This window comes from Oligoflexus tunisiensis (assembly GCF_001748245.1).
Lineage (GTDB): Bacteria > Bdellovibrionota_B > Oligoflexia > Oligoflexales > Oligoflexaceae > Oligoflexus > Oligoflexus tunisiensis.
On record NZ_BDFO01000001.1, the window covers coordinates 2,262,959 to 2,281,956 of the forward strand.

At 55.8% G+C, this 18,998-nt stretch carries 19 protein-coding genes; 8 read left to right on the forward strand and 11 right to left on the reverse strand.

Features of this window, described 5'->3' with window-relative positions; translation table 11 throughout:
- Positions 1-31 precede the first annotated feature (31 nt).
- The gene (locus OLTU_RS09820) at positions 32-1,105 is read right to left on the reverse strand and encodes a DsbA family protein (protein WP_141732587.1); all 1,074 of its coding nucleotides are present in this window, start codon (positions 1,103-1,105) and stop codon (positions 32-34) included.
- 204 nt (positions 1,106-1,309) lie between these two features.
- Here OLTU_RS09820 and OLTU_RS09825 point away from each other — a divergent pair, with 204 nt between their 5' ends.
- Complete coding sequence (locus OLTU_RS09825) at positions 1,310-2,206, forward strand: 50S ribosomal protein L11 methyltransferase (RefSeq protein WP_176736483.1); 897 nt, start codon at positions 1,310-1,312, stop codon at positions 2,204-2,206.
- On the opposite strand, the gene OLTU_RS09830 is transcribed toward OLTU_RS09825, so the two are convergent.
- Genes OLTU_RS09830 through OLTU_RS09840 form a run of 3 tightly spaced genes read right to left on the reverse strand, consistent with a single transcriptional unit; the run spans position 2,201 to position 3,689 of the window.
- A complete protein-coding gene (locus OLTU_RS09830) occupies positions 2,201-2,782 on the reverse strand; it encodes a hypothetical protein (protein WP_141732589.1) in 582 nt (193 codons plus the stop codon). The two genes, OLTU_RS09825 and OLTU_RS09830, sit on opposite strands and share 6 nt — an antisense overlap.
- A 28-nt stretch (positions 2,783-2,810) precedes the next feature.
- Positions 2,811-3,302, reverse strand: a complete 492-nt coding sequence (locus tag OLTU_RS09835) for a chemotaxis protein CheX (RefSeq protein WP_141732590.1) — start codon at positions 3,300-3,302, stop codon at positions 2,811-2,813.
- Positions 3,303-3,320: 18 nt separating this feature from the next.
- Positions 3,321-3,689 (reverse strand): response regulator, encoded by a 369-nt coding sequence (locus tag OLTU_RS09840; RefSeq protein ID WP_141732591.1) that lies wholly within the window; start codon positions 3,687-3,689, stop codon positions 3,321-3,323.
- A 329-nt stretch (positions 3,690-4,018) separates the two neighbouring features.
- On the opposite strand from OLTU_RS09840, the gene OLTU_RS09845 reads away from it, so the two are divergent.
- Both OLTU_RS09845 and OLTU_RS09850 read left to right on the forward strand, forming a co-directional pair.
- Positions 4,019-6,445: a 7TM diverse intracellular signaling domain-containing protein gene (locus tag OLTU_RS09845; RefSeq protein ID WP_141732592.1), complete on the forward strand. Its 2,427-nt coding sequence runs from the start codon at positions 4,019-4,021 to the stop codon at positions 6,443-6,445.
- A gap of 53 nt (positions 6,446-6,498) precedes the next feature.
- A complete protein-coding gene (locus OLTU_RS09850; RefSeq protein WP_141732593.1) occupies positions 6,499-6,723 on the forward strand; it encodes an ATP-binding protein in 225 nt (74 codons plus the stop codon).
- Positions 6,724-6,727: 4 nt separating this feature from the next.
- Here OLTU_RS09850 and OLTU_RS09855 read toward each other — a convergent pair whose 3' ends face one another.
- Positions 6,728-7,216: an asparaginase domain-containing protein gene (locus OLTU_RS09855; protein ID WP_141732594.1), complete on the reverse strand. Its 489-nt coding sequence runs from the start codon at positions 7,214-7,216 to the stop codon at positions 6,728-6,730.
- A 112-nt stretch (positions 7,217-7,328) separates the two neighbouring features.
- Between OLTU_RS09855 and OLTU_RS09860 the strand changes: the two genes are divergently transcribed.
- The 3 genes from OLTU_RS09860 (at position 7,329) to OLTU_RS09870 (ending at position 9,707) form a co-directional block, all read left to right on the forward strand.
- Positions 7,329-8,627, forward strand: a complete 1,299-nt coding sequence (locus OLTU_RS09860; protein ID WP_141732595.1) for a dihydroorotase — start codon at positions 7,329-7,331, stop codon at positions 8,625-8,627.
- A gap of 190 nt (positions 8,628-8,817) precedes the next feature.
- On the forward strand, positions 8,818-9,441 hold the full coding sequence (locus OLTU_RS09865) for a TetR/AcrR family transcriptional regulator (RefSeq protein ID WP_141732596.1): 624 nt from the start codon (positions 8,818-8,820) through the stop codon (positions 9,439-9,441).
- 20 nt (positions 9,442-9,461) lie between these two features.
- Positions 9,462-9,707 (forward strand): hypothetical protein, encoded by a 246-nt coding sequence (locus OLTU_RS09870; RefSeq protein ID WP_141732597.1) that lies wholly within the window; start codon positions 9,462-9,464, stop codon positions 9,705-9,707.
- Here OLTU_RS09870 and OLTU_RS09875 read toward each other — a convergent pair.
- Together OLTU_RS09875 and OLTU_RS09880 are read right to left on the reverse strand one after the other, a co-directional pair.
- Positions 9,695-10,447 carry a HesA/MoeB/ThiF family protein gene (locus OLTU_RS09875; RefSeq protein ID WP_141732598.1) on the reverse strand — a complete coding sequence of 251 codons (753 nt, stop codon included), beginning with the start codon at positions 10,445-10,447 and terminating at the stop codon, positions 9,695-9,697. The genes OLTU_RS09870 and OLTU_RS09875 overlap by 13 nt on opposite strands.
- Positions 10,444-11,310 carry a hypothetical protein gene (locus tag OLTU_RS09880; protein ID WP_141732599.1) on the reverse strand — a complete coding sequence of 289 codons (867 nt, stop codon included), beginning with the start codon at positions 11,308-11,310 and terminating at the stop codon, positions 10,444-10,446. The genes OLTU_RS09875 and OLTU_RS09880 overlap by 4 nt, the downstream gene beginning before the upstream one ends.
- A 259-nt stretch (positions 11,311-11,569) precedes the next feature.
- Here OLTU_RS09880 and OLTU_RS09885 point away from each other — a divergent pair, with 259 nt between their 5' ends.
- A complete protein-coding gene (locus OLTU_RS09885; RefSeq protein ID WP_141732600.1) occupies positions 11,570-12,937 on the forward strand; it encodes a sensor histidine kinase in 1,368 nt (455 codons plus the stop codon).
- 21 nt (positions 12,938-12,958) lie between these two features.
- On the opposite strand, the gene OLTU_RS09890 is transcribed toward OLTU_RS09885, so the two are convergent.
- The gene (locus OLTU_RS09890) at positions 12,959-13,297 is read right to left on the reverse strand and encodes a hypothetical protein (RefSeq protein ID WP_176736484.1); all 339 of its coding nucleotides are present in this window, start codon (positions 13,295-13,297) and stop codon (positions 12,959-12,961) included.
- Complete coding sequence (locus OLTU_RS32295; protein ID WP_218109952.1) at positions 13,294-15,264, reverse strand: methyl-accepting chemotaxis protein; 1,971 nt, start codon at positions 15,262-15,264, stop codon at positions 13,294-13,296. Before OLTU_RS32295 ends, OLTU_RS09890 begins: the two co-directional genes overlap by 4 nt.
- A gap of 214 nt (positions 15,265-15,478) precedes the next feature.
- Between OLTU_RS32295 and OLTU_RS09900 the strand changes: the two genes are divergently transcribed.
- A complete protein-coding gene (locus OLTU_RS09900; RefSeq protein ID WP_141732602.1) occupies positions 15,479-16,540 on the forward strand; it encodes a protein-glutamate methylesterase/protein-glutamine glutaminase in 1,062 nt (353 codons plus the stop codon).
- Positions 16,541-16,544: 4 nt separating this feature from the next.
- On the opposite strand, the gene OLTU_RS09905 is transcribed toward OLTU_RS09900, so the two are convergent.
- The gene (locus OLTU_RS09905) at positions 16,545-18,110 is read right to left on the reverse strand and encodes a chemotaxis protein CheB (protein ID WP_141732603.1); all 1,566 of its coding nucleotides are present in this window, start codon (positions 18,108-18,110) and stop codon (positions 16,545-16,547) included.
- Positions 18,107-18,991: a chemotaxis protein CheW gene (locus tag OLTU_RS09910; protein ID WP_141732604.1), complete on the reverse strand. Its 885-nt coding sequence runs from the start codon at positions 18,989-18,991 to the stop codon at positions 18,107-18,109. Before OLTU_RS09910 ends, OLTU_RS09905 begins: the two co-directional genes overlap by 4 nt.
- Between the last annotated feature and the right edge of the window lie 7 nt (positions 18,992-18,998).

The following is an 18,998-nucleotide window of genomic DNA, read 5'->3' on the forward strand; positions in this document are numbered from 1 at the left end:
CCGCTCCAGTTGAAGGAGCGGGATCAAAGGATTAGCCCGCGAGGCGACTTTCCACGAGCTGGGACAGCTCAGCAGGGCTATGGATATTCACGCGCTGGTTATTGAGGAAGAAGGTTGGTGTACCGGTCACGCCGAGGTCATTGACCACTTCCTGAGTTTTCTTGACAAACTCCTTGGGCTCCTGGGTTTTCATGCAGGCTTCCCAATCGGCAACATTCAGGCCGGCAGCTTCCGCGATAGGCTTCACTTTTGCCACATCGTAGGCATCGTTCATGGTGCCCACAGGCTTGGCAAAAGCGGCATCATGATATTTCCAGAAGGCTTCATTGTTTTGTTTGCTGGCACAGAATGCGCCTTCCGCGATCGCGCCGCTCAACTGCGTGGGACGCAGCGCGAAGTTGATCTGCACAAACTTGATTTTGCCTTTCAGCTTCTCTTCCAGCTTCTTGATTTCGGGCTGAACTTCAGCGCAGTGCGGGCAGAGGTAGTCGGAAATTTCGACCAGAACGTCCGAGCCGGCGCCACGGGAGGGGAACATTTCAACCGGGATATTCACGGAGGGGGAGCCAGGCTCCTGGGCGAGAATCTTCAGCTTGCCCGACTTGGTCAAGCGATCCCATTCCTTCTGGAAGGTCTGCATCTTGCCCTGCTGAGCCATGAATTCCTTGATGCGTGGGGCGATTTGCTCATAGCTCATGCCCTGCACCTTGTCCTTGTTCTGCTCGAAAAATTCCTTGGCCTGCGCATCGGTGGGCGGTGTAAAGGTCAGGAGGGTATCGAGCTGGGGCAGTTTGTCGAGCGAGGTGAACTTGCCCTGCTCTTTGGACAAAGCGATCCGCATGGCAAATTCGCGAACCATACCGAGCTTCTGATTGTGGGCTTCCATATCAGCCTGATAAATCGCGGACTGCACTTGCGAAGGCAGCGAGGCCGTATCATACGTTTGGCCATCATAGCTGAACCAGGCCGTGTTTTGTGCAGGCGCTGTGCTGCTCGATGTGGTGGGTGCGCCGGCTTTTTTTGTAGTGGCTCCTGCCATGTAACCCACAGCGCCGCCGATGCCGAGGCCACCGATTAGAACTGATACCAACAATCCAGAACTCATAGGTACGACTCCAAAATTAATGAAAGGGGGCCCGCTGGTTGCAGCGGGTCAGCTGCCAGCCCTTGAGCAGCAAACATAGTAGCTTAAAAGACTGGCCTGGGCGACGGGAAATGCGGAAAATGTGCGCTCATGGCGGATAAGGTCCACTGGACAAGGCGACCCCATCCGACTACGCTGACCAGCCCCAAGGGAGGCACATACATTATGGAAGTCATCGAACTCACATTGACGCCACAGGGATGTCGTGAAGCCCTGATGGCCCGGCTGCATGAGCTGGGTTTCACCGATTACATCGAAGGCAGTTGTGATCACCTGGATGAAGATGCCGGTGAGGAACAGGCATGGGTGGATGCCTTTGAGCAGGGTCGCCTGGAACTGCCGCTCGTCCTCTACAGTTATGACGAAAGCGCCATGACGCAACTGGTGGAGGATTTGCAGGGACAATTTGGCCCGCACCTGGCCATCGAATGGCGCCGCATCGCCGATGCGATCTGGCAGACAGCCTGGGAGCCCGGCTTTGAAGCTTTGCTTACCGAGCGCTTCTGCATCACCGATGTCCATGGAAAACGCGAGCCAGGTGGGCGGCAGCCGATCCTTTTGGAAAGCGGCCTCGTCTTTGGTTCCGGGCAGCATGCCACGACTCAGGCCATGGTGCGTCTCATGGAAAACGTGTGTACCGATCCCGGCGCGGACGGGAGATTTCTGGACGTGGGAACCGGCACGGGCGTGCTGGCCCTGGTGGCTCATTATTTGGGATACAAAAATCTCCTGGCGACCGATATCGAACCGGACGCCCTCATGATCGCCCAGCGCAATCAAAACCTGAATGATGTTTCATTTCCTTTAATGGAAGGCAGTCTGCCGCCGGTGGATGCAGTGTTCACCACCATAGCCTGCAATATTCTGCCGCCGACGCTGACCCATCTTTTGCCGGCGCTGGACCAGCGTCTGGCACCCGGCGGACTTTTGCTTTTGGCTGGATTTCATGAGGCCAACGTGGAACCCATACGCGTGGCCTGGGACCGGCTTGGTCTGCGGGAAAAAAAGCGCGTGGAGGAACGGGGCTGGATCGCCCTGGCTTTGGAAAAACCAGGGTTATAGGAATTCAATTTCATCGCTGCCATCGTCAGCAGGATGAACATTCGGCTGAATATTGGCGACCTGCGCCCAGTCAAAGACTTGAATTTCCGTGGCGCAGAGCAGTTGAAGTTTTTCAGCCTGGAAAACCCAGGTATCGAAGAGCTGATCGTCGCTATCGGTTTTATCGAGCGGCGGCATTTCCACCATCGCCGGCTTCTGGTCGGGGAGGTTGACGACCAGGTCATCCGTTTTCATGACCGTGACGAGATCCGCAAGCCAGACCTTGATCGCACCGGCGGTCAGATTGCAGAATTCGCGGATAAAGTCATGATAAATGCGGGCTGGAAGTTCCTTGCTGCCTGGGTGCTTGTAAAAGTAAAGGGCCTTGGCCAGGTCCACGGTGTAATACACTTTGAATTGAATACGGATAGGGTCGGAGCTGACCACGATTTTCACCAGCCAGGTGTCGTCGATTTCAGCAACCGTGGGGGGAGGTGGCAGCATTTCGGGCAGCGCATAACCGGGACCAAAGAGTCGATGCAAGGAAGCCGTGCGGACTCCATCCTTGACCAATGCGATTGTTTTGCTGTCACCCATGGAATGTCACCCTTCCTGAAACTCGGATTCAACTAGCTTTAGGGGCTCTGGCTTCAAGCTTTTTCAGGCGCAGGCTCAGGACTGCATGAAAACCGTCGCTTTCCAAAATCTGAATCAGTTCCCGCGCATCGGCTGGAACAGGGGCGGCAGGGGTTTGTTTGGCCTGTGGCTGTTCCAGACGCAGCTGATAACCAAGCGCCTGGATATGAGCCTTGCTGCCAGCCAGCGTGCGGTTGCAGATTTCAGCCACCCAATCCAAATAGTCAGCATTATCCAAAACTCCACCGTAGCGGCGTTCCGGATGAGTTTCATGGAGAAATTTCTTGTCCGCCATCACCACCAGCTGGCCTTCGATCCCGTCTCCAGTCAGACCGATGGTAGCATGAAAGATGGGGCTGACAAAGGGAACCTGATCCTGAGCGCACAATGCCGGGCGCAGGGGCTTTTTCAAGGAAATTTGAAAGAGTTCCACAAACCGCGTGTTCAGAATTTCAGCAAGACTGGTATCCAAGTCGCTCATTCGCCAGGACTCCCATGCTCAGGCGCAGAATTTTTCCAGAAGTGACTTTACTGAATTGGGTTGTGCGGGTTTCAGGATCCAGCCCTTGATGCCAAATTCCTTGGCCTTGTTCAGGACGTCCTCGGCCGCTTCGCTGGTCAGCATGATCACCGGGGTTTCCGCGTGATTGGCTTCCTTGCGCAGGGCTTCCAGGAATTCCAAACCATTCATTTCAGGCATGTTGATATCGCAGAAAATCAGGCCGATATCTGTCCTGTTTCGGATGAGTTCCAAACCGTAGCGGCCGTTCTCGGCCTCGAAGGCCATCAATCCCAAATTATGCACCAGTCGGACAATCTCGCGACGAGCTGTTTTGGAATCATCGACAATCATCACCTTTTTGCTCATGAGTGTCCCTCGTTATCAACGTTCCCGGAACTGGAATGCGCGGCATTTATAACCACATCATCATTGTAACAGGAAATGGCTTCTGATTTGTGAGCCCGGCGAAAATTTCCTCGAGAGACCAGGACAAGAGCAGGCGGGATTAATTTTTTTCTCAAGACACCGATCAACCCAGGAGATATTCATAACGCAGTCAAAGGACGTGGGAACTTATTTTGGTGGCTTGCCGTATAATCCTGGGAATCGGCTTGTATCTGGGGATCTTGTTCCCTGGCAGCCACGCTGCGCCTGCACACACGGGCGCTCCGACTCTCGATTTGCGGGAGAGCTCGGTGGATTATTCCCGGGGCCATAAGCTGCTCCCCGACTGGGAAGTCTACTGGCAACAGTTCCTGTCTCCCGAGGAGCTGCAGGCTGGCAAAGGCCTGATGACCGGCGTTCTGAATCAGAGCGCGTTTCAAAGTCTGGAAGGCGTCATGTTCCAGGGAACGGTCCATAAAACCGGTTATGCGACTTTCCGAACGCGGGTGATCCTGCCTCCTTCTCCGGAGCCCCTGGTCCTGACCTTCAATAAGATCAAGCCACCCGCTCGCGTCTGGGTCGACGGCAAGCTGATGGTGGAACATGGCCGCGTGGGTACCGAACCCGAGGCCGTGAAAGAGATCTATCGCCCTTTGCGCTTTGATCTGCAGCCCCGGCCGGAAGGCAATGAAATCGTTTTGCAGATCGCGAATTTCCATACCGCGTTCATGGGCCCGCATCGGCCCATCATGGTTAGCAGTCGCAAGGCGCAAAGCATCAAGGAACGGTCCAGCCTGATTATGGATTTCTTCCTGATCGGTGCGGCCATCGTCATGAGCTTCTATCATTTTGCTCTCTATCTGATCCGACCGAGTGAGCCGGCGGCACGGAACTTTGCCTGCTTCTGCCTGATCGTGGCCATCCGATTTTCGATGATGTCCGAAGGTTTCCTGATGGTCTGGGCGGAGACCATGGGACCCATGAACGGGTTGTGGGCCAACCGGCTGGAGATGTGGGGATTTTCCCTGGGTGTTATCTTTTTCTACCTCTTCCTGTCCAATCTCTTCCCCAAGGAAGTGCCTAAATTTCTCTCGTTGATCGTGATTTCCGCGAGCACCATTTATACGCTGATGATCCTGTTCTTTAGTGCCGTGGTACATCAGCACGTTCTGCGGCCCTATCAACTGATCGTCGTCACTGCCGGCTGCTTTGTGTTGTTCTACTCGTTGACTCTGGCCGTGAAACGGCGCCGCGAAGGTTCACGGATCTTTGTCCTGGGTTTTGTCACCCTCTTTGCAGCGTTGATTAACGACATCCTCCTGACCAATCAGATCATTAATTCCGTTGATATGTTCCCACTCGGTGTTTTTGGGTATATTTTCTTCCAATCTGTGATCCTTTCCAAACGCTTTGCCAAGGCCTTTGAGCAGGTGAGTATCGCGGAAAAGGAAATCCGGACCCTGAATGATGACCTGGAATTGAAAGTGATCGAGCGGACGCAAACCATCCGGACGATCCTGGATAATGTGCGCAGCGGCTTCCTCATGATCGATTGCGAGTTCCGGGTCCAGGAAGGCTTTACCCGCTCGTGCTGGGAAATTCTTGGACCGCAGGTGGCGCCACGGGTGCTCTTTGCGGACCTCTTTGATCTCTCGCCACGGGAAAGATCCCTGCTTGAATTGTCCTTGAAGCAGGCTTTTGATGATATGCTGCCCGAGGACGTGGCTCTGGCCCAGATACCGAACCGCTACACCCTGGGACGCAAGGTTGTGGCCCTGCAAGGTTCCCTGGTGCGCAATAGCCTCGGCAAGCCCGAGGCTTTGCTGATTTCCATTTCAGATGCTTCCCAGCTCGTCAAGGCGGAGCAGGAATCGAGCAAGAACAAGTCGCTGCTCAAGATTATCAGCGAGCGAAGCAGTTTCCGCGCCTTCCTCAAGGATTCCCTGGATTCCCTGAATGCCTGTCTGGGAATGATCGAGCAGCAGAACCAAAGGGAAGTGGCCATGGTCCTGCATACCTTGAAAGGCAATTTCGCCCTCTATGGACTGGATCCGATCGCTTCGTTCATTCATGAAATCGAGGAGAAAAAGGTTCTGACCAAACTCGATATCCGGGCGATCGTCCAGACCGTCGATGAGTTTATCCAATTGAATGGCCAGATCCTTGGCCTGAACGCGGGTCTGGCTCAGGACGCTTATGAAGTCCCGGCCGAATCCTTGCACAAACTGGAACATGATCTGCAGAAGGCCAGCATCAATCGCAGCGCCATGCAGGTGATTCAGACCTGGATGCGCGAGGTGCGTATGGTGCCGGTCCGCGAACTCCTGGGACCGATTGATGCCAATGTTGCCCGCGTGGCTGACGCTCTCGGCAAGCGGGTGCATTTTGAGATGAGAGGCGCGGACCTGAAAGTGGATCCGGATCGCATGCGACATCCCTTGAAAAATCTGATTCATGCCGTCATCAACAGCATCGATCACGGCATCGAATACCCTGAGGAGCGGGGCGAAAAGGATAGCGCCGGTCACGTCCTGCTCTCCTTTAATTATGATGAGATGGCCTATTTGCGCGTTGAGGTCAGCGATGATGGTCGCGGTCTGGATGTGGAGCTGATTCGCACGCGGGCTCTGGAAAAAGGTCTGGTCACCCAGGAGCAGCTGGATACCATGAGTGAAGAGGACGTGCAGACCCTGATCTTCCGTCAGGGCTTTTCCACCAAAAATGATGTTTCCGGCTGATTCGCACGCGGGCTCTGGAAAAAGGTCTGGTCACCCAGGAGCAGCTGGATACCATGAGTGAAGAGGACGTGCAGACCCTGATCTTCCGTCAGGGCTTTTCCACCAAAAATGATGTTTCCGAATTTTCAGGACGCGGGGTCGGCATCGCCGCCCTCGATAGTGCCGTGCGTTCCCTGGGCGGGCAGATCCGCATTCGCAGCCAGGCCAACCAGGGTACGACCATTGATATCAGCATCCCGACCGATCAAACGCTGGCCTTGCTCACGGGCATCGCGTAGCGCCTCAGGTTTCCTCAAAACGCAGCTTGTTCCGATTCTTGACCGCCTTGCTCGGATCCACGATGCGACCGTTCATGACAATATAAGTACCAGGCGGCAGCGTTTGCACCGCGATGATCGCACAGCCGGCGTTGAAAAAGGCATCCGAGTTGCGCAGCTTGGCCGGTGCCATGGAGCCGGTAAAGACGATGACGGCATCCTGGATGCTGCTGAGTCTTTGCGCGGTCTGGATCATGGTATCCGTTCCATGGGTGATCAGAATCCGGCGTTCGGGGCTGCGGGCGACGGCCTCGTGGATGGCGTCCCGATCCGCGTCGGTGAGATCCAGGCTATCCTTGCGACATATCTGCTGGACTTCATACTTCAGAGCGACGTTGGCTTCCTCCAGAATCTGCGCAATGGCGGGCTCGCCCACCTGGTATTCGCTGAGAGCGTCAAAATAAACCTTGTCAATTGTTCCGCCTGTGGTGATGATTCGAATTCTGTCCGCCATCCACTCTGTCCTTCCCTTGGGTCTGCGCCTCAATCGAGCTTTTCGATTGAATTTACATGGTGCAAAAATTATGGTCCAGGCAAGTTAGCCTTCCCACACATGAGGATTTGCCATGTACCATGCCTACCCCCACTATGTGATCAAAAATGTCGAACTTTGGACAGCAGAAGGTGTTGAAAAAGGCCGCGATGTTGAGGTGCATGAGGGCAGGGTGGTGAGCATTCACCCAACTGCTGAATATGCCAGCCCTGTGACGATCATCGACGGCAGCGGTCTGGTTCTGATGCCGGCCGGCGTGGATCCTCAGGTGCACCTCAGGGTTCCCGGTCAGGAACAAAAGGAAACGCCAGGCACCGGGCTTCTTGCGGCGCTGCGCGGTGGCGTCGCCGCTGTTTTGAGCATGCCGAACACGAAACCCGTGATCGACTCGGTTGACGTTTGCAAGCTGGCCGCTCTGGAACTGTGTGAGGCTGAAAAGCTGACCGGCGTGCGCGCCTATCTTTCCGCCTCCATCACGCGCGACCTGAAGGGCCAGGAACCGGTTGACTATCAAGCGCTGGCGCAGTGGGGCGTCAAGGCCTTCACGGATGATGGCGTCGGCGTGGTGAAGGATGAATTGATGGAAGCCGTGTTTCAGGCCAGTGCGGTGACAGGACTGCCCGTCCTGCAGCATGCGGAGTATCCGGGTCACGGTGGAGTTCTCGCGGCCGGTCCTGTGCAGGAAAAAATCGGCTCCAAACCCTATCCGGCCGCGGCGGAAGCGGATATGGTGGCACGCGATCTGAAGCTTCTGGCCCGATATCCCAAGGCCCGCTATCACGTGCTGCATGCGTCGGCTCTCGAAACCGTGGAACTGGTCGCGGATGCCAAGCGTCGCGGCCTGCCCGTCACCTGTGAGGTGTCACCGCATCATCTCTGGTTCACCTCCGCGGATATCGACGAGCACAACAGCGCGTTCAAAATGAATCCTCCCCTGCGCAGTGCCCGGGACCGTGAGGCTTTGCGTCAGGGGCTGAAAAATGGAATCGTGGATTTTGTAGCCACCGATCATGCCCCGCATGAGCCCACGGCAAAGTCCGAGAACTTTAAAACGGCCGCCTTCGGCACCACAGGTCTTGAAACCAGTCTGCGGGTGCTGCTTTCTCTTTGGAAAGAGGGCCTTTTGAGCCCGACCGATGTGGTGCGCTGCTTTGCCAAAAAACCGGCGGAATTCCTGGGTATCGCTGATGAATTCGGCACCATTGCCACCGGCCGACCCTTGAAAGCCGCCCTGGTGAATACCAACAGCCAGGACGTGGTCCGCGAGGAGGATCTTTTCAGTCTTTCCAAGAACAATTGCTTTATCGGGCAGGCCCTCACGGGTCATGTCCATGCCATGTTCCTGAACGATCGCTTCTATCTCTTCAGCTGAGTCCATAAGTATAAGTAATGCAGAGCAAGGCTCTGCATTCCCCAATCTAATTCCTTGAATCCTTTCAGAAAAAACTGCCAGAAATTGCTCCCCTTAACCGGGGAGAAGTTGGGAGAAGATTCCGGGTGACTTGAGCCAGTCACAAAATGAACCGATAGTCATGGCATGACTGCCAGTCACGGAGTATCGCATGACCATGGCCTTACGCAAGGATCGGGAATTTCAGAGACGCGAGCAGGAGATCATCACGGTCGCCAAGAACCTGTTCATGACCCATGGACCGGATCGGGTCAGCGTCGACCTGATTGTCCAGCAGGTGGGGATTGCCAAGGGTACCGTCTATCGCCACTTCCAAAGCAAGGATGATATCTTTGCTGTGATCTGCATCAACTATCTGGTGGAACTTTGCGATCAGCTTCGAAAAAACAACAGCCAGAGGCCGATCGCAAGTCAGATCCGCTTTCTGGGTCGGACCTATCTGGAATACAGCCTCGGGGATTTGGATGCCTATCGCCTCTATCGCGACCTTCGGCATCGCATTATTCCGGACAAGCTGGATCCCGGCATGCGGCAGCGTCTGGCGGATCAATATCAGGAATTAAAAAGACTGATCCTGGCGGTGATAGAACCTGGAATTGCCCAGGAGATTCTGCCGGCCGCGGATCCTGACCATCTCTTTTTGCTGGGCTTTGGGCTGCTCGATGGAACCCTGGATACCCTTCTGCAGGGACCTTTTGATGTGCAGCTGCGCAACCCCGAAGCTTTCATGCGCATGGCTCAGGATGTCCTGACCCGCGCCATCACACAGATTTAATCCCAACGGAGCCTAAGAATATGAACCTGGGACTTGGACTTTTGCTTCTACATTTCTTGGTGGTCAGTTGTGCCTCCACACCCAAGCCGGTGGCTAAAAAGAAAGTGGGTGCCGGCGCTGTCGCTCCCAAAGCGGCCAAGGGTAAAATGCCCCGCAGGGCTCCCGTCAAGGCCGCCCCTCCTCCTGCCCCGGTTGAGGAGGAAGAGGAAGAGGAGGAGGAAGTGGATGACCAGTTCTCACGGGTCAAGAAATATTATAAGAAGTGAGGCAGGGAAGCATCGAGGAAGTAGAATTCCGGAAATGCTTTCAACGGCTCACCACGCACATGTTTGATCATGAGTCCAAGCATGAGGCTCGATGAGATCGCACAGGAAATGCCGAGCTGCGGATCGTAGGCCGGTCGCTCACCGGCGAAGTAACGCGCGGCGGCCTCCTGCAGATAAGGAGCAAAGCGCGCGGCCTGGGCGAGATGCTGCAGAATCTTGTGCTTCAACTCCACATGATCGTCAAACGCAAAGAGTTCCGACCAGCCCTTGCCATCCTTTTGAAAAACACAGACCGAACTGCCGAGGCCGATATTCATCGGAAAAAGTTCCAGCACATCATACTGCCGTGCCAGGCGATTGGATAAGAGAAACGCCGGGGAATCAAAGTCGATCGTATTGATCACGATATCCGCCTGAGGAATCTCGGCGTTCAGCATGGCCTCATCGAGAAAGGCATCGATCACCCGGATGCTGGCGGTCGGATCGATGGCCCGCAGGCGTTCGGCGCAGGCCTGAACCTTGCGCTGGCCAATGTCGGCCTGCGTATAGTTCTGTCGGTTGAGGTTGCTGGCATCCACCTGATCGCCGTCGGCGATGGTGATATGCCGAATGCCGGTGCGCAGGGCGAGCTCTGCCAGCACCGAGCCGATGCCCACGCCCATAATGAAGAGGCGCAGCTCGCCGAGACGTTTCTGAACGTCGGGTTCGATAAACAGCCAGTTGCGCGAGTAATCGATCATTTCATACCCCAGCCCAGAAATTTGACCGCGCGAGGCACCATGGATTCCAACTGCCGACCGACGTTCTTCTTGAAGAAGCGCGTGGCGTAGCTGAGGCGCCAGAGGCGGATCCTGTTGATCAGAGCCTGATCGATTACGCCGACTTGAATAAGATCCTCCTCCTTATTGTAGTCAAGCCAGGTAAAGCAGAAGTTGAGGTACTCAAAGGATGAGGACCGCGAGATCTGGCGGAATTCAGTGTTGAAGCCCATCTTCCGCGATTCGGAATGCAGAACGAAGCGCCGTTCGTCAAAGATCACAGACTCCGGATCAGGAAAGAAGTGACGGACATAGTTGCTCACCAGAGCCTCAGCCACTTCCTTATAGTCGCGAGGCGGACGGATCAAATCGGACTTGGGCGTCGGCCAGCACTGGTTGCTGAGCATGGTAAAGGCCTCGATGATGGCGGGCGTACTGGATATGTTCGTGCTGTAGATGCGGCCCAGCTTCTCATAGGCCAGCATCACCGTGCGGGAGCCCGCCAGGGCCAGGAGGTTGGACCCTTTGTTGTGATTGATGATCACCAGCCCGGCATGGATGAACGATTTCTGACCAGCCTTCAGGATGGGGCTTAAAAGAAAGCCGCTGTCCCGACCGGCGACTCGTATGATACAAACAATCATGCTGGCATAACGCTCCTGCAAGGCCTCAAGCGTCGGCAGCTCTTCCAGAAGTTTGTGTTCGATCGGATGCCGCGCATCCTTGTTAATGCCAAGGATGGAGGCGTGCAGCGCGCGCAGCTGTTTTTCCGGAAGGTGACGACCGGGATTGTAGTAATGATGGAATTCGTCTTCACCAAATTTGGAAATATAAACGTTGTTCACGGCTAACTCCTCTGTGAAACCCTATGCGACACTCTCTAGGTCTTGCGAGGAAAGCCAACGTTCTTGACCGAACTATCGACCGCGTTGTGAGGAAAATCCAATGTCCCTTGAAAAGCATGTGCAAAACATCGCCTTGTCCTGGCGTTTTAAAATTATAAATTTCAACGATCGTTCACTGGGAATTTTTTGCCCGTGATCCATACATGAAATATTCCGAAGGCACACAAGAGACGATCTGAAACCTGGACAGTAGACGCTTATGAATATTTTAAAGATCTGGCAGCATCCGGATTCCCTGTCGGCCCCGAGCGTGGTGGGCCCAAGGTATTTGATTACCTCCATAAGTTTTCTGAACCTGCTCATCAGCTGCGTTTACCTCGTCACCAATCTGCGATTAAATATCGATTTGCGTTCGAACCTTGTCCAAATCTTTGGCAGTATCATGACGCTGACGTTCCTGAGGGTCTTTCGCTCTCATGGTCCCGCCGCTCATATGTTTCTGGGCATGGCGGTGATCAATGCCTGTTCCCTGGTTCTGACCTTTGTCGATTTCCCGTACACCATCGTGATGTGGATGCCCGTTTTCACCATTTTGTCCGTGTACCTGGGCGGATTGCTGGCGGGTGGTGTCTGGAGTTTCATTGCCATCACAAGCGTGGCCATGATCGTGCTGTGGGGTAAGCAGATGAACCTGCACCCTGTGTCGATCGCGGCTGCGGATTTGCCGGCCATTACGGTTATTACCCTTTATCTGACCGGCCTGACCGCCTTTATCGGGTCCATGTTCTTTGCCCGTTCGATCAATGACCTCGTGCGCATTCAGAAACAGCAGAACGAGGAACTGCAGCAGCAGAATCAAACGATCCAGGCCTATGCCCAGGACAAGGCCATGCTGGTGTCCATCGTGGTCCACGACATCGCCACGCCCTTGACCATCATTCTGCATTCCAGTGAGACCGCTCAAAAAAATATCAGCGAAGCTCCTTCGTATCTGCAGCGCATTCATAAAGCCGCCAGCATCATCCATGAGATTTCGCGCAGCGTACGGGAGTTCCAGTCGGTTGAGTCCGGTAAGAAAGCGGTGAAACTGGAGCCGGTGGATCTTCATAAGGTCATGGACCGGGCGCGTTTCATTTTCGAGGGAAGACTTCAAGAGAAATCCTTGTCCCTCGAATTCCAGGTGCCCGACAACAAACCCTTGCGGGTGGTGGCCGAGGAAAAATCCCTCAGCAACAGCGTCATCAATAATCTGATCTCCAATGCCATCAAGTTCTCCCATCCGGGCCAGAAAATTGTGGTCTCGGCCGTGATGGATGGGGAACATGTGGTGCTGCAAATTCGGGACTTTGGCGTCGGCATGCCCGAGAACAAGGTGAAGACCGTGTTCTCCAAGCAGGGTGTGACCTCATCCAAGGGAACATTGGGTGAGAAGGGAACCGGCTTCGGTCTGCCCATCTCGAAGGCTTATGTGGATAAATATGGTGGCGAGATTCGGGTGGAGTCCATCGAGGAGCTTCTGAATCCCGCCGATCACGGCACCACGTTTACCCTCCGGCTGCGCCGTGCTCCCGTTGATGAACCCGCCCAGGATTCCGCTCCTCCTCCCGCGGATGTGAAAGTCGGTTGAACGATCGTTATTCCAGACTGATCACCCCGGCCGCGCAGGCCTGAGACGTGCGGTCGTGCGGCTGTATCCGCCGCCCGCGCGGACTTGAGGCGTGCGATCGTGCGGATAATTACACCGCCCGCGCAGACTTGAGACTTGCGATCGTGCGGCTGTATCCGCCGCCCGCGCAGGCCTGAGACGTGCGGTCGTGCGGCTGTATCCGCCGCCAGCGCAGACTTGAGACGTGCGATCGTGCGGTTGATTCCACCGCCCGCGCAGGCTTGAGACGTGCGATCGTGCGGTTGATTCCACCGCCCGCGCAGGCTTGAGACGTGCGGTCGTGCGGCTGATTCCGAGTGACAGTCGGAGGACGGCCGTCACGCTTCGCTGGATTGGGACTCATCACTCACTGGGGTTTGGACAGCTGTCCGGGCCGGTGTCTGTTTCGGAGGAGTGCTGTTCTTCGCCCTCCGGTTGCGCCCTGCTGTGGGCGTGGCAGATCGCCCCGCAGGCGGCACGTGGTTGTGAGAACCGGTGACGACAGTAGACAGATCATGAACCATCGCCTGCAGCCTGTTGGCCTGGAATATCATGAGTGCGGACGATGCGGCGACCTCTCCCGAGACGGCGGCATTCCATTGGGTGGCCTGATCGATATCATTCATGGCCCTGGAGATATGCACAAGGCTGGTCGATTGTTCCTTGCTGGCCGCAGCGATTTCATTGTTGAGATCCGCCACCGTGCAAACGGAAGCCAGTATGTTTTGCAGGACCTGGCCGCTGCGATCCGCAAGCCGGTTGCCACGATCAATTTTGTCCGCATTGTCCCGGATGAGGGTCGTGATGTCCTTGACGGCCGTGCCACTCCGCTGCGCGAGGTGGCGAACCGATTCCGCGACCATGGCAAAGCCCTTGCCATGTTCTCCCGCGCGTGCGGCTTCCACGGCTGCGTTCAAAGCCAGCAGATTGGTTTGAAAGGCAAAATCATCGATGATTGCAACAATCTCTTCGATCTTCGTGCTGCTGTCGTGGATCTCACGGATGGCCCCGATCAGATCCTGCACCGCAACCTCGCCTTCCTTGGCGAAGCGGTCGCTGTCCCGGGCCAACGATGCGGCTTCCTCGGCTTTTTCAGCATTGTGGGACACCACGCTGGACAGCCCCTCAAGCGAGGCCACCGTTCCCTGAAGGAACGTGACGACATCGCTGGCACCCCAGGACAGCTCCTGGCTGGCGCGGGATACCCGGGTCACCACACCATCGACCGTACCGCCTGAGCGCGCGATTTTATCCGTGATCGTCCTGAGGCGACGGCTGAGACGCAGGGCGAAAAAGCACGAACCCCCGACGCAGAGAACCAGAGCGAATCCACTGATAAGGAGGAAATGCTGCCTGGCGGCGGTGATGCCACCCAGAAGCGTGTCGCTGTTGATGCGAAAGACCAACATCCAGCCAAGGTCCGTGATAAAATTCTCATCCTTGAGCGGTGCATACGCATGCAGAAACCTTTCCCCACTCCCGGCATCCTCACTCAGCATGATCCCTTCTTCACCCTTTGAGGCGGCAACCGCAGCCGCTTGCCCTGAGGTGACGAAGTTGGCGAGGGTGTTGTCCCGGTTCTGATGGACGACCAACTCGCCCTTTTTGTTGAGCAGGGAAAGTTCGGCACTCTCAAGGCCCTGCTTTTTCAAGATTTCATAAAATTCCACAAAGCGCTTTTCAATCCAACGCAGACTGGAACGGCTGCTCATGACCGCAATCATTCTGCCATTTTCGTCCCGGACCGGAGCCGAGAAACTCAGCCCCACACGCCTGTCCTTGTAAGCGAGCGTGGAAATGGGATCGACCATGATGTCTTCGACATAAACACCGGTGAAGCCCTTGCTGACATCTTCCGTGTAGTGCTCATTCACCACGTTGGTAAACCAGGAACTCCCGGCAAAATTTTGTTTGTGAATCTCAGCGAGAGCGGCCGGATCCAAAGCCACGTTGTGCGGGTCCACGGTGCTGGTGGAGATGACATCGCCGTTCCTATCCACCACCAGAATAAAATCATAGACCCTATGGATATTGATGTAAGAGTTCAGAGCCGTGCTGATGGTCGCGGCATCCTGCGTCTGCATGCTGCTGTTCATGGCCCAGGCCTGGACTTCGCCATAGCGTTCCATGAATTGCAGACCTATCCGGGACTTCATCTCGTTAACATGGGCGAACCAATTCCCGTTGGTCTTCTGCTCCTCACGTTCCGTCACCTGCCAAAAGGAATAAACGCAGGCCAGGAACAGGATCAACAGGGTTCCTGTACAAATAATAAGCAATTTGCTGGTCAGGCTCACAGAGCGCATCATCTTGTTTCCTTTGCCAAGGAGGTGGGACTTCAGAAGGAAATATCGGCGGGAGGAAGGAGAACATAAGTTTTGAGGGGTTACGTCTTTTTTGAGAAAACGGCAGAGAGGGAAAAAAACCTTTTGATTTGAGGGCACCTGGCGGAGATGCTGCGACGCCTCTGACAGCAGAGGCTATACTGGTCAGGGACTCTTACTTTCCATGATCGGAGGTATCATGACGTCCTCTAAAATTCGCTGCCTGATCGTGGACGACTCCGCGACGATCCGTTCCCTTTTGCAGCGCATGCTGAACAGCGATCCCGAAATCGAGGTGGTGGGGACGGCGCCCGATCCTTTTGTGGCCCGTGAAAAGCTGGTGGAGCTGAAGCCGGATGTCATGACACTCGATATTGAAATGCCGCATATGGATGGCTTGACCTTTCTGGAAAAGGTCATGGCCGCCATGCCCACCCGCACACTGATCATTTCCAGTCAGACCCAAAAATTATCGGAACTGGTCCTGCGGGCTTTGGAAGCAGGCGCCATCGATGTGCTGGCCAAGCCAGCGACCGATACCACGCTGGCGAGCATGCGCAATGAAATCATCAGCCGGGTAAAAGCCGTGGCCAAAGCCCAGCTCCAGAAGCCCCTGGCGCAGCCGGCAACACGCAGCCGCATGGCGTTCAACACCAGGACCGAGGGTCAAACCTCCCACCGGATTCTCATCATGGCCGCCTCCACCGGTGGCACCGAGGCGTTGAAGGTTCTGCTGAGTGACCTGCCACCGGATATTCCAGGAACCTTGATCGTGCAGCATATGCCGCCGGTGTATACCCGGACCTTTGCCGCGCATCTCAATCGCGTTTGCCCTTTTGAAGTGAGGGAGGCGGAGGACGGGGATCGGGTGCAGCCAGGCCTTGTGCTGATCGCACCGGGAAACTTTCACATGGAGCTGTCGCGTCGTGGCGCCTACTATTATGTGACATTGAATCAGGATGCGCCTCAGCACGGCGTGCGACCGGCTGCGGATGTGCTCATGCGAACGGTCGCGAAATTTGCCGGAAAAAATGCCATCGGTGTGGTGTTGACCGGCATGGGACGGGATGGAGCCTTGGGGCTTTTGGAGATGCGGCGTGCCGGAGCGTATAATATCGCGCAGGATGAAGCCAGTTCGGTGGTGTACGGTATGCCCAAGGCTGCGGTGGAAGCAGGGGGAATCGACAGGGTTTTGTCCCTGTCGGATATCGCCCCCCATTTAATGCTGGAATTTCAAAAGAAAGGTCAGGCTGCCAGCTGATGCTTCAACCAGTCTGCAGAACCTTACGATTGCGCAGTTCCTTGATGCAGGCCGGAATGTCCTTGGCATTCAGAATGAAATCCGCCGCGCCATTCTCAATGGCTGATACCGGCGTGGCATTGAAGGAGCATTCCTCGGGATCCTGCACGATGGTCACGCCGCCGCTTTCCCGAATTTTGAGAAGGCCGCTGATCCCATCCGCACTGAAGCTGCTGAGAAGGATGCCGCAAACCGATTCCGTGGCCGCCTCGGCCGCGGACTGAAACAGTTTTTCCGACGAGGGCTTTTGTCCAAAGAAGGGCCCGCCTTTTTCCAGACGAGCCACAAGCCCGCCCGCGGACGTGCGATGCACCTGCACATGACTGTCGGCCGTGGCAAAGTACACCTTGCCCATCGACAGCGGCGTTTCCTCCATGCGAAGGATCTGCAGTTCCACCCGACAGTAGGGCTGGAGTCTTTGCGTAAAGGTGCCAATGAAACTTGAAATCGTTGAGGCGGAGACCACAACCGGAGGTGTGTCCGAGGCCAGACCGCGAATCAGAGCACTCAAAGGTTCCGAGCAACCCACGTTGCCGCCGATGGTGATCAGGCGCAGGGCATGCGAGGACAGGTTGCTGTCCGGCAGATGATGGGGTGCAGGCGTCGGTTTGCTGACCGGCTGTGCGGTTTTGATCTGGGCCGTGGACGCCGCGATGATTTTTTGAATCAGAATCTCACCCAGCTCGCCGAGCAGAGCCGGATCATGCTGGGAAGGCTTCTGCACGAATTCCACCGCGCCGAGATCCAGGGCTTTTTGAGCTGCTTCGCCATCCGCGCCCAGCGACGAGACCATGATCACGGGCATCGGATGCTGCTGCATGAGTTTTTCCAGAAAGGCCACGCCGTTCATCTTGGGCATTTCAATATCCAGCGTGATGACATCCGGCTTCAGGGCCACAATTTTTTCCCGCGCATCAAAAGCATCCGTGGCTGTGCCCACCACATCGATATGGGCGCTTTGGGCCAGGATCCTGGAGAAGAGAGAGCGTACGGTGGCGGAATCATCCACGATCAGCACCTTGATCCGATCCCGAGGGCGCACCATGCTGGTGCCGGACAGTGTGCCGTTTTCCGCCTGTTCATCCACGAAATGATGCTCGACCGCAAAGGTTTCTGTATTCAATGAAATCGTCCGGCCTTTGGTGCCGCCCGTGTTCGCGTCGACGACGGGAACCTTCAGCTGCTGCAGCTGCGCGCGGGCCTCTTCGATGTTGCGATCCCCGATACTGCCATCCAAACGATTGAGATGGTTGACCACGTTGCCCCCTCCATAAATTTTGGCTTGAATATGTTCCCGTCCTGCACCCAGATCCAGCATGCGCTGCAAAAGTTCCGGAATGGCAAAGCTTCCATAACGCGCTGATGGCACGGAACCCGCCGTGGGTTCCGGCAGTAGATAATGACAAAGACCCCCGATGCGGGTGTGTGGATCCCACAGGACAACGCTCACGCAGGAACCGAGGATCGTTTTGATCCGTGCGCTTTCCTTGGCTGCCATGAGCTGTCCAGGATAGACAAAGTATTCATTCATGCCGGGATCACCTCCCGCATTTTGACAAACAGAACGGACCTGTTTTGAAAATGCGAAACATGGGATATCGCTGTTTGAATGGCATCATCCGCATCGAGCGGCTTGATCTGATCCTGAAACTCATGGATCGCGGCCACCTGTTTGACGTCATCGACATTGAGACAGAAGGTGCGGCGATCCACTTCACAGACCACCATGCAGCGTTTGTTATGATTCCGGGGCGGCTGGGCGGCATGATCCCTGGCCTGAAGGATTTCCGCGGCATCGACCACGGGACAGACCTGACCCCGCACGGTGACAAGCCCCACGATGCCAGGCCTTGGCGCCGGCAACGATTTTTCACGTCGTTCCCTCAGGATTTCGCGTACCTGGTTGATCGGAAGGGCATACTGCTGCGAGCCGAGCAGACAGATTAAATAGTGGGAGGACAGGGAACTTTCCACGGTCTCGGCCGCCATCGGAGTCCTCGGCGGCGTCGCCGTCACCGGGAGCAAGGCAGCCGTGGCCTTGGTCAGTTGCACAAGACGATGGTTCACCTGCTCCCGCAGTTCCGCTTCATCGACAGCCCCCAGGAACACGAAGGAGTTGACGAGTTCACAGACGACATCTGTCCAGGGAGAGCTCAAGGTTGTCAGCTGCTCCAGAAAAACCGCATGATCGATCCAGCCCTGCAGCATGAGGCTGATGTCGCCGAGGCAGCCGACGAGTCCCTGCAAACCGTGCTCGTCCGCGAAGCTCTGCGCTTGTGCCAATTCCTTGATGATCAAACGCAGCCCGTCGGCACCTTTGGCGAATTCACGCAGGGCGACCTCGCGCAGGCGATCAATGATGACATCGCTGCGTGCTAAAAATTCCTTGGCGCTTTGATCGTTCCACTCCATGCCTGTC

Bases quoted from the DNA above. Each gene is read 5' to 3' on its own strand.
- OLTU_RS09820 (WP_141732587.1), bottom strand. From the start codon at position 1,105: ATGAGTTCTGGATTGTTGGTATCAGTTCTAATCGGTGGCCTCGGCATC.
- OLTU_RS09825 (WP_176736483.1), top strand. From the start codon at position 1,310: ATGGAAGTCATCGAACTCACATTGACGCCACAGGGATGTCGTGAAGCC.
- OLTU_RS09830 (WP_141732589.1), bottom strand. From the start codon at position 2,782: ATGGGTGACAGCAAAACAATCGCATTGGTCAAGGATGGAGTCCGCACG.
- OLTU_RS09835 (WP_141732590.1), bottom strand. From the start codon at position 3,302: ATGAGCGACTTGGATACCAGTCTTGCTGAAATTCTGAACACGCGGTTT.
- OLTU_RS09840 (WP_141732591.1), bottom strand. From the start codon at position 3,689: ATGAGCAAAAAGGTGATGATTGTCGATGATTCCAAAACAGCTCGTCGC.
- OLTU_RS09850 (WP_141732593.1), top strand. From the start codon at position 6,499: ATGAGTGAAGAGGACGTGCAGACCCTGATCTTCCGTCAGGGCTTTTCC.
- OLTU_RS09855 (WP_141732594.1), bottom strand. From the start codon at position 7,216: ATGGCGGACAGAATTCGAATCATCACCACAGGCGGAACAATTGACAAG.
- OLTU_RS09860 (WP_141732595.1), top strand. From the start codon at position 7,329: ATGTACCATGCCTACCCCCACTATGTGATCAAAAATGTCGAACTTTGG.
- OLTU_RS09865 (WP_141732596.1), top strand. From the start codon at position 8,818: ATGACCATGGCCTTACGCAAGGATCGGGAATTTCAGAGACGCGAGCAG.
- OLTU_RS09870 (WP_141732597.1), top strand. From the start codon at position 9,462: ATGAACCTGGGACTTGGACTTTTGCTTCTACATTTCTTGGTGGTCAGT.
- OLTU_RS09875 (WP_141732598.1), bottom strand. From the start codon at position 10,447: ATGATCGATTACTCGCGCAACTGGCTGTTTATCGAACCCGACGTTCAG.
- OLTU_RS09885 (WP_141732600.1), top strand. From the start codon at position 11,570: ATGAATATTTTAAAGATCTGGCAGCATCCGGATTCCCTGTCGGCCCCG.
- OLTU_RS32295 (WP_218109952.1), bottom strand. From the start codon at position 15,264: ATGATGCGCTCTGTGAGCCTGACCAGCAAATTGCTTATTATTTGTACA.
- OLTU_RS09900 (WP_141732602.1), top strand. From the start codon at position 15,479: ATGACGTCCTCTAAAATTCGCTGCCTGATCGTGGACGACTCCGCGACG.
- OLTU_RS09905 (WP_141732603.1), bottom strand. From the start codon at position 18,110: ATGAATGAATACTTTGTCTATCCTGGACAGCTCATGGCAGCCAAGGAA.
- OLTU_RS09910 (WP_141732604.1), bottom strand. From the start codon at position 18,991: ATGGAGTGGAACGATCAAAGCGCCAAGGAATTTTTAGCACGCAGCGAT.